Raw genomic sequence first — 20,831 nt, forward strand, 5'->3', positions numbered from 1 at the left:
CTCGGCTTACTTAACGGCAATGATGCCGCAGAAATTGTACCAGCGGAAAAACACCTCGACGCTACGGAAGCCGGTCTCCTTCAAGAGCTGAACGTTCTCGTCCAGCCGGTAGGGGATCAGCACGTTTTCGAGCGCCTCGCGTTTCTTGGATATCTCGATTTCAGAATAGCCGTTGCGGCGCTTGAAATCGTAATAGTGCTCGATGAAGAGGCGGTTGAAGGTCGTGTCCTCGCTGGTCAGCTTCTCGATCATCAAAAGGCAGCCATGATCGTTCAGTCCTGAATAGATCGCCTTCATGATGCGTTCGCGAAAAAGCGGACGAACGAACTGTAGCGTCAGCAACATCGTCACCACGCTTGCATTCTCGATCGCCAGCCCTCGATGCAGGTCGACAACCTGAAGGTCGATCGAGCGGTTGGTTCCAGATTCTTTGATCTTCTGCGCTGCCTTGTCCAGCATGTCAGGCGCATTGTCGATGCCGATGAACTGCACGTCCGACGCTATCATATTGTCGAGCGTGAGCAGCGTCGTGGCAGTAGAGCAGCCAATGTCGTACAGGTTGGTGTTCCGCTGCGCGAAGTCTTGCGCCAATTCGCAGACCATTCGCTGCATCTCTTCGTAGTACGGCACCGACCGGCTGACCATATCGTCGAAAGCGTTTGCAACGGTTGCATTGAACGCGAAGTCACCAACCGGACCCTGGCTGTTCGCAAACACTTCGTCTTTTTGATCCTTGCGCAGGACCAATCGTGTCGGGCTGTCGGCCATGAATTCCCCCAAGCCATAAAAAAGAAGGCCCTGTCAACGTTATTATTGACACGTCCGACTTATATACCACGAAAAGGCCACTGAAAGCTGACGCCTACCTGAATGGCCTGCTTTTTTTTACTAACCGGCTGAGGCGCGCAGGCGATGCGGAAGGTCTGATACGGATTTCCAGATGCAACGCTAAACGGCGCCGAGAGGTTGCCCGTCATGTCGATGCCGAGCGTACGAATGTCAGCTACTACTATGTTGGGATGCCCCCATGAGCTATCCGGGCCAGGAGAATCCAGCTATGCAGACCACGGGGACGGCGGCCGCGGTTAGCATCCATTCAGTCGCATGCTGCTCCGGCGTTGCTTGGCATACCCTGTGGCGCCGTTCCGTTGGGAGAGTAAATATCTTACGAAACCGTATTACATCGCCGCACGGCTGGAAAGCCTGGCTGAGCGGGGTGCGATCCACTTGCCGGCGGGCCTCCTGATCAAGTCAAACGCAAGCGTGCCTTCACAGTATCGCGGGAAAGCGGTCGATTGGGTCAGTGTCAACGATGGGAATAGGTAACGTTGACGCCGCCTCTGACTTATCGCGCCATTCTATTCTGCCTGCTTGCGCCGCTCTTGTTTTCTCCAGGGCCACTCTCCATCGATTTCGGCTTCAAGCGAGAAACTCAGGAATGTACGAATTAAAACTATGAGCCCCAGCAAACCGACACTCTCCCATGTCAACGGAGAAATGATCGTGGCGATAATGTCCGCTCCAATCAGTATCTCGAGACCCAAAAGGATTCCGCGACCGAGATTGGCGCGATACCGTGCGTAGGCAACTTCGCGACGGCGCAACGTAGCGTCCCGAATGTAGCGGATGGTCGCCAATATGACGCCTATCACAATGACCACGACACCGAAAATCTCCAGGAGGGATGCCAAGGGCTCCAACACGGGAGCGATCAAACCCATCAAGCTGCTACGTTCCATTGTACCAATCTCACTTTCATCCGGTAAGCGTTAGGAATTCGGTGGTGTTGTGCGTTCGAATGATTCAGTTCACAGCAAGGACCGGCGTGTCAGGTGTTTCCTGAAGCCACTGTCCAGCGACACCCGCCCTGAAGCCAGTTTTGAACAAGCTCCGCATGTATTCGGGATCGAATTGAGTTTCCTTCTTGTCAGCGAAGTCTTTCGGGATCGAAGTGTAGAATAGCCGCGCGTGGCCTTTCTTCGTTAGCGCCTCCAATCGGTTGAGGTCCGCCACGCCTTGATATTTGATCATTGTGTCAATTGCCCTTTGGGCAAGGGGTATCACCGTGGTCCCGGCAGGTTCGTAGGTAGTGTGGAGCTGGCCATTGCGAATGACATAAAGGCTTCTCGCCCGCGTATGCGAAAATTCCTTTCGTTCAAACGCGTCGAGGCCTATTTCCGGTGGTGCGAAGAACGCTTGTGCCGCCACGCCGCCATCGACATGCAATTCTTGATAGATCTTTCCGTCACTGGCTTGGACAGGAAGCCGTACCGGCGGAAACATCGCTGGGATTGAAGCCGACGCGAGCAGGATATTGATAACTAGCTCCCGACGGTCCGGACGTTGACTCGCACTGATGGCCGAGACGTCCCATATTGCCGGTCGCTGGGCATCGATGTTTGTCGTCTGAACAAGCAGACGTCGTCCGATTTGATACTCCCTGGCGATGGCAGCCAGCGTTTCGTCAGTGACGTATTTAGTTATTAGCGCTTTGAGCGGCGAATTGTCGTAGAAAGAATCTCCTAGAACACCCGCGATGCCCCGGCTACGCATGATGTCCTTGTCGCCATACTTTGTATAAATGTCCTCAAGTTGCTGATCATACTTCTGACCGAGAAATGCAAACGGCGCCGCCAAGGCTCCCGTGCTGACGCCGGTCACGACTTCAAACTGAGGACGATCGCCGCGCTCGCTCCAGCCCTTAAGATAACCCGCCCCGAAAGCGCCGCTCCCGCCGCCGCCGGAAATAGCGAGATAGTCGGCTTTCTTGAGGGAGTCGGGTCTTATGTCTTTCGCCGCCGCCTCTCTAATCTGATGAAACTGAAAGGCGACGACACTCCGCAGTTCCGGTGTCACTTGGTCGCCCCAGAAGCGAGCCAGCTTTGGGGTACCGGCATACGCCGTCTCTTGCTGGGTCGCGGTCATCGCAACCCGGGCGGACGGCGCGATGCAGGCGGATAAACCAAGTAGTGGAGCAAGAAGCCCAAGTCGCAAAAGCAGGGCGTTACCATCGAACAGCACTAGGGACATGAAACGGCCTCTCACTCAAGCTCCCACACCGTTCTCGAAAATGGTGAACGGCCAAAATGTTATACCGAGGCAAGGCGCGTCTGTGATTCAGGACCCAAGGATGCATGACTTCGGAGGCAACCGACGTCGCGCCCCTGACACCACGGTGCAGCCAGCATATTTAGAATTGCTGGCAACTCTTGTCTAAATCGACTGGAATGGTTTCGACCTGGCCCAGCGCATCCAACGCCATGGTTCCTATTGTCCGCACCCGAAGATCGTTGGGACGAAGCGATGCTGGATCAGAACGGAATAGACGCTCTTGCGAGCCGGCTTCCAGGCGGGGTCGACCCCACGAGTGAATATATCGTACGGAGGGAAGAGCGCCCCCTATTCAACACCGATTGATAGGATATTCGCGCCAATGCGTGGATCAACGTGCCGTTCCAATCTCCGTTGATGGATGGTGATCGTGAGCTCCAACGAACCAGCGCCGACCTCAAGCGCAAGGAGATGCACGACTACCGCCGAAAAATCACGCGCTGCCGCGACCCCATGAGCATGTACGGACGGTTTGTCGATTTTCCAGGCGAGCGTCCCGGTGATACTGGCCATCTCCACGTTGGGGCGGAAGGCTGCCGCGATCCAAGCGATGACCGAAACGCTTAAACTTCTTGCAAATCACTKAGATGACAGACCAGTTTGCCCGATCATCGAGGAATTCGCCAATGCGGATGCGGACTGCGAACTTCCCGCGATTAGCGCCCGCTTCGGTGTAAATGGCCTTAGAACCGAGCAAACATCGCGCTAGTTGTCGTACGCAATCCAACCTCTCAAACTCCTAAAAGCCTTTAACAAGACGCGTCATGTAGCTATCTTATTAAAGGTTATAGCCGTAAGCTTTAATTTGGCGCGGTGTTGGGGAGTTTTATGAAAGGTTGGGCCCAGGCGATGAACAGGAATGATTTATCGGAATCTGTCCGGCAGTCGCTTCACCGCTTTGATCCGCCGTTCGAGGCACATTACGGCGTTCTACCCCCCAGGCCGCCTGAAGATAGCGTCCCCCTTGAGAAGGTCGCAGTCCCGCTTGCGAACGCCCACGGGGCGTTGAAGGAGGCATCGGTACTCGCGAGGGAGCTGCCAGACCAATACATCCTTTCCCGAATTCCGATGAGAATGGAAGCGTTGAGCAGTTCCTCTATCGAAGGCACGAACAGTACCTTGGACGAACTGCTCGAAGTTGAAGAAGATGATGCCGATGCCACTGATGCGGCCTCTCAGGTCCGCGACTACGCAATCGCACTTGAGAGAATTTTGCCACTAGCCCGGAAGAAAGGGCGCGAAATCTTCACTCTTGACCTCATCTCTCAGCTTCATGCGGCCACCTTGCAGTCCGACAAAGCGTATCCGGACGTGCCGGGCGAGTTCCGAAAACGCGTTGTATGGATCGGACACGGGAACATCGCTCAATCGACCTACAATCCGCCTGCGCCACAATACGTCCAGAGCTGCATGCAGGTACATGTTGCCTATCTGCAGGCTGACGGCATGCAGGCGATGACGCAAGACTTCATTACGCGCATGGCGATTGCCCATGCGCATTTTGAAGGCGTCCATCCGTTCCGAGATGGTAACGGGCGTGTGGGAAGACTGCTGCTTGCCGTCATGATGGCGGCCGAAGGCCATGAACCGGTCTACCTTTCACCGTTCATCGAAGCAAGCAAGCAACGATACTACGACGCCCTGAAAGCGGCGCAGGCACTTGGCGACTATTCACCCCTGACGATCCTACTTGCCGACGCAGTCACCGAAACCGTTCACGAGTTCAAGCGCCTAAGAGGCGATCTAAAGTCGCTCAGAGACCAATGGCTGACCAGGTTCAGCTTCCGAGCTGGCTCGGCAGCATTGGCAACCCTCAATCTTCTCCATGAGTATCCCGTGCTTACGATACGGAGGCTCGAACAGCTGTTGGGCGTGTCTTTTCCGGCGGCATCGGGAGCCGTCGAACGGCTTATTCAGACCGGTATACTTGTCGAGAAGACTGGCTATGCCAGGAACAGAATATTCACCGCTCCAGAAGCGGTTAAGCTGCTGAACAGGCCGTTCGGGGAGACATATGAACCGGCATCGCCTGGGTTCTGAGGACGGCTGTTTCCCGCCCCGCCATTCTCATTCCATCCGGAATCGAGAATGGCAGGTCGTACAGGTTTGCAGCATAAGGTGAAAGGCATGCTCGGCCGGTATGGAGGACAACTGCGGCTCGTTCTTGACATGCGTTCCGAGCGGCCCGCCGCCCGTCGGCTCGCCGGGTTTCATTCGCATGCTGTCGGTCATCGCCGTCGGATTCTTCTCGGCGGCGACAGCGAGCGCCGCCGCGTAGGACTTGAGGTCATTCGCCAGACGGTCGAAACGCTCGCGTTCCTCGATGATATTGGGCTTCGCCTTCGAAGCCGTGGATGCAGCTTCCACCGCGAAATGGTCGATCAGCGTCTGGCCCGCCTTGTCCCGAATAAGCTCGGCTGCCCGCTTGAACTCCGGCGAAGAGTACGTTGAAGGCACCTTGAACATTCCCGCGATGGATTTGGTGACGGCGGTGATTGCCTTCATATCCGCCGGTCGCACCGCCACTATGTCCTCCGCACAAAGCGGCGCCGATACAAAGGCTACAAAAATCACTGAACCGACAATAATCCCGGATTTCATGGCATCCTTTCATCAGCACGACAGGCGAACGAACCGATGAGGGCTGTCGCGGGCGAGTAGAACCAATCCCGTCGGGATGCCTACGTAGAATAACCTGAGAACAGGTTCGGAGCGTCTGCTAATCAATCGATCAATCCAGCCTCCGCTCGCTTTTCATACCCTTTCGAGCGCGACCGTCCCGTCTCGACAAACAGTGCTGTCACTATGCTTTTGATGACGCTAGATGGGGTGTCATTGGCGCTTGCTGATGTCCTCAGAAGCGGTGCACCAAGAGAAGCTTTGGATCAGTACGGTGAAAGGGAATCGGTGGCTCCGACAGCTAAGACAAAAGCGGGCTTCGGTCGAGTTGTCTTCCGATTGCAGGTCAACGCAAAGACAGCACTCAACGTCGCCAGGCTTTCGCCGATCGCAAGAATATTGTTTGAATTGCTAAGAAGGGTCAGTGAGAAGTAAAATAATATGATGACATAGCAATTCGTGCCGGCTCGCGGAACGAGACACTCAGATGATGCCTTACATACCGCGATCACAAACGAAACCAACATAAGCGCTAGAAGCATCGCCCCTAGTGTACCATGGCGAACGAGAATTTCGAGATACCCGTTGTGCATCAGCATGTACTTCGGCGAGTATGTCGATTGCTTCCACGGTCGTGGCCAATCATTCCCCCAACCAATGAGTGGCGCAGCAGCTATCATGTCAGCTGCGTCATGCCAAAGTTGCAGTCGCTCGTTCATAGACTGAGGCGTGCCATTGTCACCGATCGTTCCTGAGACTGCCTGCCAGAGAGGTTGTCGATTGCTGATGGCCTCGAGTAGCGAGACGGTCGAAAAAAGCGTCGGTCCAGCAGTTCGCGAAATGTTGTCGCGAACCGAATACAGGGCACAGAAAAGGAGGAGGAGACAAACAATGACAGCGCCTATCGCTTTCCGCCGCATTAAGTGCCTAAGCGTTGCCGCTCCGATCACCGGCAAAGTCAGCGCGAGTGCCAGCCATACACCCTTTGACTTAGCGCCATAAATTGCCACAAGACACAACGTCACAATGAGAGGCGCGGCCACAAACGAGAATACGGCTAGGAATCTGCTCTTACAGTTCGTTGTGGCGTAGTGGATTGCCCAGAATATAGCCGCAATCATTATGATGCCGCAGCTGACCGCGCCGTGAATCTGATTGTGCTGGATAAGCGGACGAACGGTTTCGCCTGCGAAGATCGCTGAGAAGTGCGCGGTCGCAATTAACGTGATCAAAGCAATCGCAAAGTAGCTCGCGATTATGCGCTCGATATCGTCCCACGCTTGGAACAATGCCGAGGCAATAAGTGGAAACGCCAGTGTCATGCTGAAGAGAAGCTCCCGATCGCCGATCGGATGGTTGAGTTCCAATGCATACTGACCGGTAAACCGTATGATCACGTAGCAACCCCAACCCAGGCAAAGCCAACTCTGCCAATCCACCGCTGGTCTTGGTCGCGCCCTGAGCCAATGGATGAAGCCTATCAGTGCAAGGGCAGACCCCGAATATCTGTAGGCGTAGCTCTCAACGAGAGTCGCTGACATCGTTACCAGAAAAAGGAATCCAACGATAAACCGGCCGACTAAATTGCTACGGGACGCGCTCAGCCCGAGAGGTATTGCATCTGCCATTGATCGCCCCGTACGGTATTCGTCTTTTAACTCGATGACTGATGCTGCCACGACGATAGATCGCGGCGCGCAGCCCTGATGAGTTAGCAGGCCAAGATGAGGCGAGAATGAAGTCTGGAGCCTCCTATCGAAAGTAACGAATGCCATTGCAAAGGGAGCGCCGTCGCAAACTACCGTCCAGCCTACAATGGCGATTGAGCTTGAAGTCGCTCCCGGCTAAAGTGCTCCAGATTTGGCGCGAGTTGGTCTGCCCTTGTTCTCTCAGCTTTGGTTTGGAAACGTTTGGTCTGCACGGACTGCGACGATGATCGCAGTGTCAATGGCATTGTCATCCCATCAGGCTGATGCCGCCGATGGGAAAACAGACGGCGCCGAGAAGGATAGCAATTGGATTGTCACGCTTGGAGCCAACATCGAGTGGGGGCCTCGCTTTCCCGGTTCGGGAAGTAGTGGGTTTTCCGCGATACCGTCCTTTGATTTCAGGCGTTTCGGCGAACCCGATGAGAACGGTGCCCCTGACGACAATCTGGACTATGCATTGCTCAGTTACGGTGGACTGGAACTTGGCCCGGTCGTTGGATTTCGTGACGGCCGGTCGATGGCCGACGACAGCCGCCTTAGCGGCCTCGAATCGATCAAATGGGGTGTCGATCTCGGGCTTTTTGCGCAGTACTGGTTCGTTCCGAACCAGATGAGGGTTCGGGCCGAAATTCGCCAGGCAGTCTCGAACGGAAGCGGCCTCGTCGCCGATCTGGGTGCCGACTGGTTCCAGGCTGTGGGCGACCGTTGGGTCTGGACGGTAGGGCCGCGGGCGTCCTTCGGCAGCGACAGCTATATGGGCAAGTATTTTTCAGTTTCGGCTCGGGAGTCCGCAACCAGCGGCACAATAGCCCCCTTCAACGCATCCGGTGGCCTAACGTCTATCGGGTTCCTTGTATCCGCTGCTTATTCCCTAACGCCTGACTGGACATTTCAGGTCTACGACCGCTTCGATCGCCTCGTCAACGATGCGGGCGACAGTCCGATCACTGCTCTCGGGAGCAGAAATCAGAATGTAATAGGTATTTCTGTCAGCAGATCGTTTAATATCAGCTTCTAATCGCCAGTTTTCCGCACACGAAGGAAGTTGCGCACCTGAGTTCGATCTGCATGCAACGGTGACGATTTCGAGCACCCGCCGCTACTCGCCCACAGTATCGCTCCGTACCGGCAACGCAGACTAATCTGCCTCCTGCCCACCGAAACTCATCAATCGCGAAGGTGACGTTCAGGTAGCATGCTTCGAGGCAGTGGCGATGCACCAGATCCCGATCAGGATCAGCAAACTCCCGGCAAGTTGAAGCATGGGCAAGGGTTCGCCGAAGGAAAACCATGCGGCAGCCATGATAAAGACATAGCTGATAGCCGAGAGTGGGTAGGCTTGGCTGAGATCAAGTTCGGAGAGCACACTCATCCAAATCGCAAAGCAGACTATCTCCGCGCTGATCGCCGCTACAAACCAATGCGAGGACAGGATCTGGATCAGCCAATCCCCGCCAGCATTGGTGGCATCGTCCGCACCGCGCTTGAGGAGTATCTGCTGTGCCGTGTTAAGCAGCGGCACCGCCAACCAGATCGGCCGCATCGCTCTCATGTCTCCCCCTCAGCCGCATCGTCGGCAGCAAGCAGCGGCGATATCATTTTAAGGACAAATTGGAAGAACGGATTGCGATGGCGGAAATACATCGCATTCGCAGTCAGATGACTGCCGAGGCGAACCTTGTTGTAATAATAGGCCTGCCCGCTCTGATAGCGGGCGATGCCGTGGCGCAGGCAATATTCGAGGTTGTTGAACCAGCTGAGAAAATAGAGATTATAGGGTCTGCCCTTTTCGGCGTCCATGCAGAAGAATTTGTCGATCAATCTATGCTCGTCGTGAACCAGCAAATTGGCCGCCAGCAATTCGTCGCCGACGAAGTACATCGTACAGAAGGCGTGCCCTGGCATGCCCTTGAGAATGCCCTCAAAATAGGCGGGCGTAAGCTCTTCGAACTGCCATTCACTGCGCGAGCGGGTCTCGAGATAGAGCTGCAGGAGGCGCGGCACGAACTCGCCGAACTCGGTACGATTTTCCACTCGCACCTTTTCCTGGGCGCGCAACTTCCGGCGCATATCCTTGCGTGTTCCCGAAGATAGGGTCGCAAAATACTCGTCGATGGTGCGGAAACCGATGTCGAGAGATGCGGTCGGCAGGCTTTCGATCTCAGCGTAACCCTTGGACGACAGGATTAATTGTATCCCTGAAGGGGCGAGCACAGGGATGTCCTTCAGTGCCATGATCGAGCATCCTTCCGCGCGCGCATGCGCCTCGAACACGTCCAGAAGCTGGGCAAAGAGCGCTGGGCGGCGGGCCTCCGCAATTTGCGGGAGAAAGCCGACGGAGCCGGTCTCAGTGCAGGGTGAGCCAAGGCTTGCGAGACGGACGGTCAGAAATCCGTCGAAAAGCCGGCGGGTCCTTTCGACGGCACGTCGGATGCGGCCGGCCTTCAAAGTTGTTTCCAAAGCATAACGGCAGATGAAGGCCGGCATTGCGGCGACAATCTCGGCGCCTTCGCGCACGATTGCATAACGCCAGTCGAACCCATGGATACCGGCCTCCTCGACGGCCAGCAGATAATCATAGGTCTCTATCTCCTCGGGAAAGCATGCATTCCAGGCGTCACGGCCAAGCATGCGAATGCTCGGGACAATTGCCGCCTCGGGCGCGAGCTCCTGGGGGGGCTGCACTTCAAGCGCTTGCTGCTGCATATTCCGCCTCGAAGAATTCTGCTGTCTTGTCCGCAACTTGCCGGTGCTGCCGGTCGACGTGGATCATGTGATAGCTGTCATCGAGCCAGCGGAGCTCGCTGCGCCCGCCAATATGAGCCGCAATATACTGAGCATGCGCCGGGCCGCTGAGATCATCCTCGCGCGAATGCATAATCAAAGTGGGAGTCCGCATTTCCGGAAGGCGCGCTTTCAGCCTTCTACCAAGTTCGTGCATCTCAATCAGGCCGCGTCCCGGAAAGGTCTCGAGCATGCCCTCCCCGATCATGCCGGCCACCAACCGGCGCATGCGTTCGTCCTTGATGCCGAGCGAGGCCGTCTCGCGAAAACTCAGACGATCAATGAATGGAATGAGCGAGATCCAGCGAATATGCGGAGAGAACAGCGAGTAATAGCGCGGGACATCCCAACCATCATAGTGGAAGCATGGCGAATAGACGGCCACCGCACGGATCAGCGGCTTGCGGTCTGCCGCCATCATCGCCAGCTTGCCGCCGACACAAATACCGGCGGCAAAGACGGCGTCGGCGCGCTCCGAAAGCCAGTCGCTTGCCGCCTCGACGCTGTCGAGCCAATCCTCCCACCGCGAGCGGCGCAACATCGCATCGTCCTCACCGTGTCCGGCAAGGAGCGGTGCAAACACGCTGAAGCCACGGCGATGGAATTGTCTTGCCACCAGCCGCATCTCGCTCGGAGCGCCTGTTAATCCATGGACGAGCACGACACCCATCCCGTTCGTTCCCTCCAGGAAGAAAGAAAGCCCGTTAGCCGGCATGCGGAATCTCTCCCTGCTGCCGATTTTCCTTTGCCATGAAGCCCAGGGCGTGGCACGTGCTGATCACATGGGTGCCGGCGTCCTCCTGCTCCTGCCTGATCTGCTCGTGGAAATTCTTGAGCTTTGTCCAGTGCGTCTTCGGCCGGTAGTGATGTTCGGCATGATAGCCGTTGGCGAACCACAGCGAGTTGTAGAGGCTGTTGTGGCTGCTGACCCCCCATGCGATTGGTAAATCGGGGTCGCCGTGCAAATGCTCATAGTAACCGTTCAGAGACGAGAGGCAGTTGCCGAGATAGTAGAAAGGCAGGAAGAAAAACGCCGCCTTCCAGTCCCAGACAAGGGCCAACAACACAAAGGTCACGAAAGAAATCAGCTCGATACGCCCCCATTTGGCATCAAATGGCCTCTTGCTTGCAATCGCCTGGTGGATATCGCCGATATCGTCGCGGAAGAAGCTCAGGAACGTATAGGAAAACACATTCTCCGCCTCGCCGTTCTTTCCGTGTCTGTAAATCGACAGAAGGTCGACCGTGTCGCCACTCGCGTTGGGGCGGTCACTATTGCCCGAATGATGACGCATGTGAATCCAGTGATAATAGACCTGTGAGAAGCCGATCGTCACCGACTCAAGCAGGCTGAATGCGTAATTCATCCGCTTCGACTTGAAATACGGGGTATGGATGAAGTTGTGGGATATGCTGTTGATGTTCCACGATATCGAAACGGCATAGACCGCTCCGAGCATAGCGGACAGCCAAAGCGGGCGGCTTTGAAAGCCTGCGATCAGATAGATGTTGAAAGCCAGATGTGCGGTGGCGGCGAGGACCGGCACGATATCCCATTTCGTATGCGCAAAGATTTTCATAGCCCTGTCGCTCCAACGCAGACCACACCAAGCGTCACCAGAAGAATGCCGAGCGCGTGGCGAGGATTGATAGTTTCCTTGAAGAGGGCGGCACCTGCGCACGCGATGGACGCATAGCTCAGTGCCATAAGCGGAAACGCAACCGATAGCGCTACGTGCTCCAGCACCCGCGTCCACATAACCAGTTCGAAAGCCCAGAACGCAATGCCGAGCCAAATCACCGGTCGCTGCAGGGTCTTGAAGAGCACGCTCGTCGCGCCGTGCTTGAAGCACAGCTCTCTCCCGGTCTCTGCCAGAATACACAAAAGGATGACGGCCAGCGTCCATCCGTTTAGTCCCGTCATGGCATCATCTCCGACAGCACCTCAAGCAACGCGTGATTTGCAGCACTGTTGATGTTTCGGGTCGCCTTGAGGTCGCGGCGCCTGAGCGGCTGATCGATCAGTACCTCGGCTTTCTTCATCGCCTGCATGCAGAGATCGCCGCCGTAGCGCGGCGTCGAATAATCTCCGGTGACATCGGCGCCGATGAGGCGGTGCCGTTCGCCGATTTTGCTCAGGAGCCAAAGTAGGTACGGCAGTCGCATGCTGCCCTGATCCCAGTTGGTCACGGCGTCAGCGTCGCACAGCGCGTCCTTGTCGATGGTGACATAGACCGCCTCGGTCCGGATGCGCCCGAGCAAGCGGTCGAGAAAATTGCACTCACCGAGTTCCGATATCGTTTGCCAATGCAACATGCCGTTCACCTGGCTGAAGCTCGGTCCAGAGCCGTAGGCCGATTTCACTTTGCTCGGCGGGTGCTGATAGGGATAAAGCTCGAGGCGGCCGTCGGATAAAGGCACGAGGTTTGCTCCCTTGCGCTCCGGCGACCTGAGGTCATGGCTGCAAACGCCCAGCGTTATCACCTTCGTGACCAGAGGCTGTTCGAGTGCCTCGTTGACCCAGGAGCCGCAATGGATCCCGTTGTCGAAGTGCACCCAGTCGGGATGGTTGTCGATGTGGATGACGGTGACCGGATGGCGGTTGCGTTCTAGGGCGAGGGACAACAGCAGCGCAGTCACATGATGGAAATCGCCCGACCCCATGAAACAGAGCCGCGATCCATCACCGGAGCGCGGCTCCGCCTTTGCCAGGTTTCGCCAGACCGCGTCGAGCGCCTTGCGTCGTCCCCAAAGCCTAATTGCGCGGCCACCTTCGTTGTCGATGAGCTCGTGCGCGCCCGCCATCACGCAGGAGTTCACGAAGTCCGGCTGCAACTCCAACGCATCGTCAAGGTGAAGGAGAAGGAGTTGCACGGAACTATCTCCGTTCCGCTCGGGTTAGCAACTGACCGAGGAGTGAGATCGCAAGCTCGATCTCCTCATGACTGATCATCAGGTTCGGGGCGAGCGTGATGACATTCTTGTGGTAGCCGCCGACATCGAGCACCAGCCCATATTTTCTGCCGTCGAAGATTAGATCGCCCTTCATGCCTTCGTCGGACATCCAGTCGAGTGTCGCCTTGTCCGGGGTGTATCCGTCCGGTTTGCAGATCTCCATGCGCAGCGCAAGGCCGAGACCATCGACATCGCCGATGATGGCGTGCTGCGACTGCAGGTCCTTAAGGCCCTCCAGGAAATGTGCGCCCTTTTTCATGACACTCGTGCCAAAATCCCCTTCCTCAGCCATCTTTAGGGCCTCAAGCGCAACGGCGGTACCCATCGGATTGCTTGCAAAGGTCGAATGGGTGGAGCCGGGCGGGAAGATCGTCGGGTTGATCATTTCTTCCTTGGCCCAGATGCCGGAGAGCGGATTGAGGCCGTTGGTGATTGCCTTGCCGAAGACCAACACGTCGGGAGACACACCGAAATGCTCGATCGACCAGAGCTTGCCAGTCCGGTAGACCCCCATCTGGATCTCGTCGACAACAAGCAGGATTCCGTGTTCGTCTAGCACCTTCTTCAATTCCGCGAAGAAGTTCATCGGTGGGATTACATAACCGCCCGTGCCCTGGATGGGCTCTATATAGAAGGCGGCGAACTCGGATTTTCCGGCCTTCGGATCCCATACGCCATTGTATTCGCTCTCGAAGAGCCGGGCGAATTTCTGCACGCAATGGTGGCCATATTCCTCTTTCGACATGCCCTTCGGGCCGCGAAAATGATAGGGAAACTCGATGAACTGGGCACGCTCGCCAAAATGGCCGTAGCGCCGCCGGTAACGATAGCTCGATGTGATCGCGGTCGCGCCAAGCGTGCGCCCGTGGTAACCACCCTCAAACGCAAACATCAAGCTCTTACCGCCGGTATAGTTGCGGACAAGTTTCAGCGAATCCTCGACCGCCTGAGAACCGCCGACATTGAAGTGAACCCTGCCCTTGGAGCCGAATTTCCTTTCGGCATCCTTGGCGATCATAGCCGCGAGTTCCACCTTTTCGCGATGAAGATATTGCGAGGCGACCTGCGGCAAGCGGTCCAGCTGGCGATGGGCCACGTCGTTCAGACGCTCGTTGCGATAACCGAAATTAACGGCCGAATACCACATCTGCAGATCGAGGAACGGGGTCTCGGCTGCATCGTACACGAAGGAGCCCTCGCACGATTCGAAGAATTTCGGATGCTCGGTATAGTGGACGGTGTCGCCGTGCGAGCAGTAAGCCTCCTCCAACAGGCGCAACTCGCCTTCGGAAATGACGGGATTCGTCGTGTCGGCAATTTTCAGATTGGAACGCATGAGGTCCTCTTTTTATGCTGATTTGGCTACGGGCAGCGCGAACGTCTGCCACGAAGGGTTGGCAAGGATGTCTGTGACGGACGCCTGGATGTCGGCGAAGGTGTCATAGGGAATGAAAGGGACGCGGTGTGCGTCGCAATAGTCGGCAAGTTTCGACTTGGCGAAGAGCAGCGTAACGTCGTGTGACACGCAGAAGTCGCTGCGGCCGTCCCCGACATAAATGTGGTCGCCGCACGGCCTCACCACACCGCATTTGCAGACACCGGAGCCAGCGCTGCAGGTACCGCTCTTGAGGGGAAAGACGAGATCGAAGCCTGGCCCGCTAGCGCCAGGGCTGATGACCAGCCTGTTTGCGACGACGGGGATGTCGGCCAAACCATGCTTGGCAAGAACGCGTTTGATGAAGTGATCGACACCATCGCTGACGATGGTGAGGCGAAGCCCCATGGCCTCGCAAAAAGCTTTGAAGGCTGCGAATGCGCTATCAATCTCGATCGTGTCGAGGAATGCGTCCAGCTCTTCGCGCTTCGCCTGAATCAATCGGACTTGGCGCTGCATGCACTGAGCGGATGTGATCTTGCCGCCTGTCCATTGGTCCTCTATCTCGCGCCACTCTGGAGCCGCAAACCGATCGAGGACGAGATCGGTCACGTCCTCCTTCGATATGGTCCCGTCGAAATCGCAAAACACCTGCATCGCATGCTCCTTCTGCACTGTGTCGAAGCATTTAGCGCGGCGACCTGAAGGCAACATGAGATGAAAATTAAGTGAAACTGAATTCGCAGTTTCAGGCTGGAGGTATATCCAAATCAACCTTCAGGCCGCGGCCCCAGGCGGGAGTTCCGAGCGTGATTCCTATCTCAAGCCGGTTGCTGATATCGGCGACGATCGGCAGTCCCAATCCMGCCCCGCCGCGTATGTCAGCGTCGAGACGATTGAAGCGCTGGAAGGCCGCATCGTGTTGATCCGGAGCGATGCCTGGGCCGCTATCCATGATGGAGAGCCGCCAACCCCGGGCACTGGGCTCGATGCGTACCTCGATCTTACCCCCGTCAGGGGAATATTTGATCGCATTGTCGAGGAGATTGTCGATCATGACGCGTAGAAGGGCGGGGTCGGTTAGAACGTCGGCATCCCGCGCGCCCGCAAGCTCGACCTCAAAGCCGCGGCTGTTCAGTACGACCCCGAAATCCGCCAACGCAGAAGCCGCGACTTCACGCAGTGGTAGCCGGTCAAACCGAAGCGGCTGGTGGCTCACGCGCGCAAGTCTGAGCAGTTGCTCGATCAGATGCATCGCGCGATCGTTGCTGACCACCAGGTCCTTGAGCAAAGCTCGACGATCCTCTTCGGAATCAGTGCGGTCGAATAGCTGCAGTAGCAGTTTGATACCCGCCTGGGGCGTACGCAGTTGATGGGCGGCAAGATCGGAAAACCGTCGTTCCATCGTCAGGGAACGGCCGAGCTTTCGCAGCAGGTTGTTGAGCGCATGAACAAGCGGTGCGAGATCGCGCGGCAGTTCATTCGTCGCGAGCATCGACAGATCATCCGGCGTGCGCGCACGTATCTGCGACACGAGTTCGCGGATATTGACGAGGCCGTTACTGATGGCAAACCAGATGATTATGGCGATGACCGGAACGAKAACGAGTAGCGGAAAGGCGAGGTTGAGAAGGATATTTTGGACGAGACCTGCACGAAGAACGATTTTTTCGGCAACCTCGACGGTGATGTTGGTGTCCGGGATCGGAAGAGAGTAAACCCGCCAGAGCTCGTTCCTATAGGTTATGTCGGAGAAGCCCGCTTTCAGGCGTTTAATCTCGGTGGGAAAAGCGTTGCTACTGTCGATGGCAAGTGCGTCGCCCTTCCAAGCGCGAAACGAATGCGCGTCGGCGTAGTCATCGGCGTCCTCGTTCAGCGCAAGCTGATTGTCCATATTGAAGTCGAGGTCGGGGACCTTGATCGTAGGCTTGGACGCGGATTGTGTCAATGGGTGCTTCAGCACCGACCACAACACGTTCGCATCGTTGATCAGTTGAGCATCGTAAATGTTGTCGATCTCTCTCGTCGCGCTGCGGTAAGCGAGGAAGCCAACGACAGCGATCGTGATGATCAGAGTCGGCAAAATGCGAAGGAACAGACGTTGGCTGAGTGTCACAGCTGGCGCTCGACCATGTAGCCTACGCCGCGGATCGACCGGATGAATTCAGTGCCAAGCTTCTTTCGCAGATTGTAGACGGTCACCTCGATCGTGTTGCTCTCGACGGAAACGTCCGTATCATAGAGCGCATACTCAATATCACTCTTCGTGACGTACCGCCCGCTTCGCTCCATCAGCAGGCGTAGAAGGTGGAATTCCTTCGCCGGCATGTGGACCGGGATACCATTTCGACGGGCGACCATCGCCGCAGGATCAATCTCGACATCGGCGCACCGAATGATGTTTTCATTGCGACCCTGACGCCGCCGAACCAGGGCCCGGAGCCGCGCAAGCAACTCGTCGAGGTCGAACGGCTTGATAAGATAGTCATCCGCCCCTTGGTCCAGGCCGTTGACGCGATCCCGCACACCGTCGAGCGCGGTCAGCATTAGAATCGGTACATTGTCCCCTCGCCCCCGAACCGAACGCACGACGTCGAAACCACTTGCCTTGGGAAGATTGACATCCAGAACGACCGACGCAAAGTCGTTGACTAGCAGCGCTTCTAGCGCGGACTCCGCATCGCGGAACCAGTCCACTCCATAAGCGTGTCTCTCTAGAGCCCTCTTTAGCGACGAACCAAGAATATCGTCATCCTCCACCAGAAGAATTCGCAAAACTACCATCCCTTCGGTTTTGAGCTTCGATCAAGAGTGTTTCGCCGCGATTAAGGCCGAAATCCGTATACATCGCTTAGAATGAGAATGAGCACCGTCTGGACGCTGTATAGCTACACCGCGAAGGCCGATCGAAATTAGAGATGGTGTGTCACCTCTGCGATCCATTGACGGACGAGACCAACATCCTCGCCGGATGGGCGGCACCGCTCGTCACGACGGAGACCAAGCATGACGACTCCGTGCTCGTTGGCCGCACCCGACATCGCTTCAATGCTTGCACGCGCGCGTCTCCAAGCAAAAACCAAAGAGGCTAGCTCTATGCCGCAGGACGCTGACAGGAACCTGAAATGCAGGTGGAGATTTGCATCCTTGCCCCGACGCAGGCGAGGACGATCGGAACCGCCTCCAATACCGGGCCACCGTCGTGGAAGGTATCGCCGGTGTTCCTAGCGTTGGTGCGAACAGAGATGATGGAAGGGAAGGCCAACGGATGACAGAGTGGGAGCTCATCCGATGAACGGCCGCGCCAGCCAAGCGAAAAACCGATTGCCGTCATCCTGCACTGAAAGCCAGTTGAAAGCTTCGATGCGCTAGGTTCACTGTGCATTGTGGAGGAGCCATCGTCATAGGGACGATGGTAAGCAATGCACAGAATTTATGGAGGAGACCTACATGCGCTCATCACGCACTCTTATTCATTCCGTCGCACTGTCGGCAATCGTCATTGGCTCGTCGTTGGGCACAAACGCAGCGCATGCCGCCGACAAGATTACACTCATGGTCGGCGGCTTCGAAAAGCAGATCTATCTGCCGGCCAAGCTTGCCGAAGGCCTCGGCTATTTCAAGGACGAAGGCCTTGACGTCGAGCTCCTGAACGAACCTGCCGGTGTTGACGCCGAGAACCAGCTCCTGGCGGGCGCTGTACAGGGTGTCGTCGGCTTCTATGACCATTGTGTTGATCTCCAGGCCAAGGGCAAGTTCGTCGAGTCGATCGTTCAATTCAGTCAGGCTCCGGGGGAAGTGGAACTGGTGTCGACTAAGTATCCGGACATCAAGTCAGTTGCCGATTTCAAGGGTCACAACGCAGGCGTCACGGGCCTCGGTTCATCGACCAACTTCCTGACGCAGTACATGGTGTCCAAGGCAGGACTTAAGAGCGGCGACGTAACCTCTGTTCCAGTGGGTGCGGGCGCAACGTTCATTGCCGCCATGCAGCAGGATGCCATCCAGGTCGGCATGACGACGGAACCCACGGTTTCGCGTCTCCTCAAAACCAAGGAAGCGACCGTTCTCGTCGATATGCGGACGGTGGAAGGCTCGCGCAAGGCTCTCGGCGGCACCTATCCGGCCGCCTCTCTCTACATGGAGACGAGTTGGGCCGACGCGCATAAGGAAGAAACGCAGAAGCTGGCAAACGCGTTTGTCAAAACCCTGCACTACATCAACACGCATACCGGCGCTGAAATCGCTGACAAGATGCCGAAGGACTTCTACGTCGGCGACAAAGACGGGTACGTCAAGGCACTAGATGCCGGCAAGGCCATGTTCACGGCTGACGGTGTAATGCCGGCCGATGGCCCGAAGACGGTTCTTGCAGTTCTGTCTGCATTCTCCAAGAACATGGAGGGCAAGCAGATCGATCTGTCCAAGACCTACACGACCGAATTCGTGAAGAGCGCCAAGTAAGCTCTCATGCGCCCCGCTTTCGGCGCGATCGCCGAAAGCGGTCATCGTTCCGGCTTTGCGTGCAAGCCAAGTTTCATGCGTCAGGAAAACCCAATGTCAAACACATCCGTTCAGGGGCCCGCAATCGAGCTTCTCAATGTCAGCAGACGCTTTGTATCTCCAACCGGAAAGTCGCTGACGGCACTTCGTGACTTTACAATGTCGGTCGAGTGTGGCGAGTTTGTCGCCGTGGTTGGCCCGACAGGCTGCGGCAAATCTACCACGCTCAATCTGGTGACCGGTTTGGCGCGACCAAGCGCAGGTGAGGTTCGGCTGATGGGCGGACCTGTCAACGGCATCGACCCGCGTGTAGGCTTCGTCTTCCAGACGGATGCACTTTTCCCTTGGAAGAATGTTATCGACAACGTCATGGCTGGCCCGCTGTTCCGCGGCAAAACCCACAATGAGGCGGAAGCAAGCGCCAAGAATTGGCTTGCGCGCGTCGGCTTGTCGAAATTTCTCCACCACTATCCGCACCAGCTCTCTGGCGGCATGCGTAAGCGCGTTTCGCTCGCGCAGACCTTCATCAACGAACCTGAGATCCTGCTCATGGACGAGCCGTTCTCAGCGCTGGACGTGCAGACCCGCACCGTCATGCACGAGGAGCTCCTGAAGCTCTGGGCAGACCGCAAGGCATCCGTCGTGTTCGTTACCCACGATCTGGAAGAGGCCGTAGCGCTTGCCGACAAGGTCTACGTCCTGACAGCGGGCCCCGCGACCGTGAAGTCGGTTTATATGATCGATCTGCCGCGCCCGCGCATCGTGTCGGAAATCCGCTACGAACCTACCTTCATCGATTATTGCAAAACCATTTGGGAAGACCTTCGCCAGGAGGTCGAAACCAGCTATCGCCGTTCCAGCGAAGCGGCGTGAGGAATATGACCATGGCAAACACACTCACTGGGACCGCCCCCGTCTTTCGCGCCGGCACGTCTGACGCCGAAATCGAGGCCGCCGCCATTCAATCAATTCAGCGGCGCAAGCTGCAGGTGCGGTTCCTCCAGATCGGCATTCTCGTTGGGGTTCTGGGACTCTGGCAGATCTCGTCCAATCTGATGTGGATTGACCCATTCTTCTATTCGAGCCCCAGCGAGATTATTCGCCGGCTTACCGATTGGGCGGTCAATGGCACCAGCCAGGGCTCGCTCTGGTACAACCTCTGGGTCACAATGGAAGAAGCTCTGATCGGCTTCTTCGCCGGTTCGATCACCGGCGTGGTCGTCGGCGTCAGCCTCGGCCGCAACCGTTTCCTCGCGGATGTCTTCTCGGTCTATATCAAGGCCATCAACTCCATTCCGCGTGTCGTCTTGGCTCCGATCTTCATAATGATCATGGGCCTGGGCCTCCCGTCAAAGGTGGCGCTTGCCTTCATCATGGTGTTCTTCGTCGTTTTCGCCAATGCCTTCCAGGGTGTCCGCGAAGCCGACCGTAACATGATCGCCAACGCGCGGATCCTGGGTGCATCCGATTGGCAGGTCACCCGGGCCGTCATCGTTCCTTCGGCCATGAGCTGGATCTTTGCAAGCCTTCACGTGTCCTTCGGCTTTGCCATTATCGGCGCGATTGTCGGTGAATTCGTCGGCGCACGCTTCGGTATCGGTCAGTTAATCTCGATCGCGAAGGGCACATTCGACGCAGCCGGCATGTATGCCGCCATCATCTTGGTCATGATCGTCACCCTGGTCGCAGAGTTCATCATGACCCAGATTGAAAACCGGCTGGCGAAATGGCGTCCTCAGCAGCAGATGGACATCCATTAGCGAACAATCGCTAGA

At 56.6% G+C, this 20,831-nt stretch carries 20 protein-coding genes; 5 read left to right on the top strand and 15 right to left on the bottom strand.

Annotation, left to right across the window (positions count from 1 at the left end):
- Positions 1-6 precede the first annotated feature (6 nt).
- The 3 genes from cmoA to AC1DMK_RS20230 all read right to left on the bottom strand — a co-directional run bounded on the left by cmoA (position 7) and on the right by AC1DMK_RS20230 (position 3,030).
- Positions 7-768 carry a carboxy-S-adenosyl-L-methionine synthase CmoA gene (cmoA, locus tag AC1DMK_RS20220; protein ID WP_477861412.1) on the bottom strand — a complete coding sequence of 254 codons (762 nt, stop codon included), beginning with the start codon at positions 766-768 and terminating at the stop codon, positions 7-9.
- 590 nt (positions 769-1,358) lie between these two features.
- Positions 1,359-1,739 carry a DUF1622 domain-containing protein gene (locus AC1DMK_RS20225; protein WP_477861414.1) on the bottom strand — a complete coding sequence of 127 codons (381 nt, stop codon included), beginning with the start codon at positions 1,737-1,739 and terminating at the stop codon, positions 1,359-1,361.
- 64 nt (positions 1,740-1,803) lie between these two features.
- Positions 1,804-3,030 (bottom strand): patatin-like phospholipase family protein, encoded by a 1,227-nt coding sequence (locus AC1DMK_RS20230; RefSeq protein ID WP_477861416.1) that lies wholly within the window; start codon positions 3,028-3,030, stop codon positions 1,804-1,806.
- A gap of 930 nt (positions 3,031-3,960) precedes the next feature.
- On the opposite strand from AC1DMK_RS20230, the gene AC1DMK_RS20235 reads away from it, so the two are divergent.
- On the top strand, positions 3,961-5,151 hold the full coding sequence (locus tag AC1DMK_RS20235; protein ID WP_477861574.1) for a Fic family protein: 1,191 nt from the start codon (positions 3,961-3,963) through the stop codon (positions 5,149-5,151).
- Between the two features lie 27 nt (positions 5,152-5,178).
- On the opposite strand, the gene AC1DMK_RS20240 is transcribed toward AC1DMK_RS20235, so the two are convergent.
- Together AC1DMK_RS20240 and AC1DMK_RS20245 are read right to left on the bottom strand one after the other, a co-directional pair.
- Positions 5,179-5,712: a cytochrome c gene (locus AC1DMK_RS20240; RefSeq protein WP_477861418.1), complete on the bottom strand. Its 534-nt coding sequence runs from the start codon at positions 5,710-5,712 to the stop codon at positions 5,179-5,181.
- A 284-nt stretch (positions 5,713-5,996) separates the two neighbouring features.
- On the bottom strand, positions 5,997-7,127 hold the full coding sequence (locus AC1DMK_RS20245) for an O-antigen ligase family protein (RefSeq protein WP_477861420.1): 1,131 nt from the start codon (positions 7,125-7,127) through the stop codon (positions 5,997-5,999).
- Positions 7,128-7,662: 535 nt separating this feature from the next.
- On the opposite strand from AC1DMK_RS20245, the gene AC1DMK_RS20250 reads away from it, so the two are divergent.
- The gene (locus AC1DMK_RS20250) at positions 7,663-8,457 is read left to right on the top strand and encodes a MipA/OmpV family protein (protein ID WP_477861422.1); all 795 of its coding nucleotides are present in this window, start codon (positions 7,663-7,665) and stop codon (positions 8,455-8,457) included.
- Positions 8,458-8,625: 168 nt separating this feature from the next.
- Here AC1DMK_RS20250 and AC1DMK_RS20255 read toward each other — a convergent pair whose 3' ends face one another.
- The 10 genes from AC1DMK_RS20255 to AC1DMK_RS20300 all read right to left on the bottom strand — a co-directional run bounded on the left by AC1DMK_RS20255 (position 8,626) and on the right by AC1DMK_RS20300 (position 17,328).
- Positions 8,626-8,991 carry an EamA family transporter gene (locus AC1DMK_RS20255; protein WP_477861424.1) on the bottom strand — a complete coding sequence of 122 codons (366 nt, stop codon included), beginning with the start codon at positions 8,989-8,991 and terminating at the stop codon, positions 8,626-8,628.
- Positions 8,988-10,145 (bottom strand): GNAT family N-acetyltransferase, encoded by a 1,158-nt coding sequence (locus AC1DMK_RS20260; RefSeq protein ID WP_477861426.1) that lies wholly within the window; start codon positions 10,143-10,145, stop codon positions 8,988-8,990. The genes AC1DMK_RS20255 and AC1DMK_RS20260 overlap by 4 nt, the downstream gene beginning before the upstream one ends.
- A complete protein-coding gene (locus AC1DMK_RS20265; protein WP_477861428.1) occupies positions 10,126-10,938 on the bottom strand; it encodes an alpha/beta hydrolase in 813 nt (270 codons plus the stop codon). The genes AC1DMK_RS20260 and AC1DMK_RS20265 overlap by 20 nt, the downstream gene beginning before the upstream one ends.
- Positions 10,928-11,803, bottom strand: a complete 876-nt coding sequence (locus tag AC1DMK_RS20270) for a fatty acid desaturase family protein (RefSeq protein ID WP_477861430.1) — start codon at positions 11,801-11,803, stop codon at positions 10,928-10,930. The genes AC1DMK_RS20265 and AC1DMK_RS20270 overlap by 11 nt, the downstream gene beginning before the upstream one ends.
- A complete protein-coding gene (locus tag AC1DMK_RS20275) occupies positions 11,800-12,147 on the bottom strand; it encodes a DMT family transporter (protein WP_477861432.1) in 348 nt (115 codons plus the stop codon). Before AC1DMK_RS20275 ends, AC1DMK_RS20270 begins: the two co-directional genes overlap by 4 nt.
- Positions 12,144-13,097, bottom strand: a complete 954-nt coding sequence (locus tag AC1DMK_RS20280; RefSeq protein ID WP_477861434.1) for an arginase — start codon at positions 13,095-13,097, stop codon at positions 12,144-12,146. Before AC1DMK_RS20280 ends, AC1DMK_RS20275 begins: the two co-directional genes overlap by 4 nt.
- A 4-nt stretch (positions 13,098-13,101) precedes the next feature.
- Positions 13,102-14,514, bottom strand: coding sequence for an aspartate aminotransferase family protein (locus AC1DMK_RS20285; protein WP_477861436.1), 1,413 nt, complete (start codon positions 14,512-14,514; stop codon positions 13,102-13,104).
- Between the two features lie 12 nt (positions 14,515-14,526).
- Positions 14,527-15,210, bottom strand: a complete 684-nt coding sequence (locus AC1DMK_RS20290) for an MtnX-like HAD-IB family phosphatase (RefSeq protein ID WP_477861438.1) — start codon at positions 15,208-15,210, stop codon at positions 14,527-14,529.
- A 91-nt stretch (positions 15,211-15,301) separates the two neighbouring features.
- Entirely contained in the window at positions 15,302-16,669 is a 1,368-nt protein-coding gene (locus AC1DMK_RS20295; protein ID WP_477861440.1) for a sensor histidine kinase, read from the bottom strand.
- Positions 16,666-17,328 carry a response regulator transcription factor gene (locus AC1DMK_RS20300; protein WP_477861442.1) on the bottom strand — a complete coding sequence of 221 codons (663 nt, stop codon included), beginning with the start codon at positions 17,326-17,328 and terminating at the stop codon, positions 16,666-16,668. The genes AC1DMK_RS20295 and AC1DMK_RS20300 overlap by 4 nt, the downstream gene beginning before the upstream one ends.
- 675 nt (positions 17,329-18,003) lie before the next feature.
- Between AC1DMK_RS20300 and AC1DMK_RS20305 the strand changes: the two genes are divergently transcribed.
- The 3 genes from AC1DMK_RS20305 (at position 18,004) to AC1DMK_RS20315 (ending at position 20,816) form a co-directional block, all read left to right on the top strand.
- Positions 18,004-19,017 (top strand): ABC transporter substrate-binding protein, encoded by a 1,014-nt coding sequence (locus tag AC1DMK_RS20305; RefSeq protein ID WP_477861444.1) that lies wholly within the window; start codon positions 18,004-18,006, stop codon positions 19,015-19,017.
- A gap of 93 nt (positions 19,018-19,110) precedes the next feature.
- Positions 19,111-19,929 carry an ABC transporter ATP-binding protein gene (locus AC1DMK_RS20310; protein ID WP_477861446.1) on the top strand — a complete coding sequence of 273 codons (819 nt, stop codon included), beginning with the start codon at positions 19,111-19,113 and terminating at the stop codon, positions 19,927-19,929.
- An 11-nt stretch (positions 19,930-19,940) separates the two neighbouring features.
- Positions 19,941-20,816, top strand: coding sequence for an ABC transporter permease (locus AC1DMK_RS20315; RefSeq protein WP_477861448.1), 876 nt, complete (start codon positions 19,941-19,943; stop codon positions 20,814-20,816).
- The last annotated feature ends 15 nt before the right edge of the window (positions 20,817-20,831 follow it).

This window comes from Rhizobium sp. 05L419, assembly GCF_056397845.1.